The sequence below is a fragment of the Vibrio sp. 1727 genome (genome assembly GCF_033344415.1).
In the GTDB taxonomy this organism is placed as follows: Bacteria; Pseudomonadota; Gammaproteobacteria; order Enterobacterales; family Vibrionaceae; genus Vibrio; species Vibrio alginolyticus.
This window is the reverse complement of sequence record NZ_JAWPOT010000306.1, coordinates 1-674: the sequence shown is the minus strand read 5'-3', so window position 1 is coordinate 674 and position 674 is coordinate 1. Positions and strand designations below refer to the sequence as shown.

General features: G+C 31.2%; 1 protein-coding gene. It reads left to right on the top strand.

The window, feature by feature from the left end:
* Window positions 1–294: 294 nt before the first annotated feature.
* Window positions 295–674 (top strand): hypothetical protein (locus R8O10_RS25400; RefSeq protein WP_318191982.1); only part of this gene is annotated, 380 nt, incomplete at its 3' end.

Genomic DNA, 674 nt, shown 5'->3' with positions numbered 1-674 from the left:
CATTGACTGTGCGCTCTAAAAAATAATTGTTATTAATAAATCAATGGCTTGCAAGATGAATTAACAATATATGATCGAGTTACAAGTTGGTTGGATACTACGTGCTTTAATATTGAAAATAGACTTAAGGTTGATAATCAACTCATATTGAAAAGTAATTTTAGCTTACATATTTAACAATTGCAGAGATTTATTAGGCTAGTCGCATTTCGAAGAAACAGTTTCTACGTTTATAGACATTAAAAGATTACCATATGAAGATTTGGATAAAATCAAATCTGAGTCGTGTATAAAATGAAGTTTATAAAACTGTTAGCCTTAGTACTCTCGTTTCAATGCTTTGCACAAAATCAAGAGTTACATCTATCTCAAAACGTTGTGCTCGATGTCCCCTTATCAAAAACAATACTTCATACGGGTAATATACTTATATTTAAATTTGGCGATAGCCATATTTCTCATGAAGTTTTGAGTCCTAAAGAGTTTTTTTCTCCCATAGATTTAACTGGTGTTGAAAAAGAATTTGTTAGATCTCTGTTCAAGCTAACGGAAAATAGTTTATTTCCACAATGGTTAAACGCAGCTTCTAATGAGTTATCTGAGACATTAGGTATTACGAAGGATAATAAAGTTATTGAGGTTAAAGGTGGGCTCGAAATATTAGGGTTCTATGA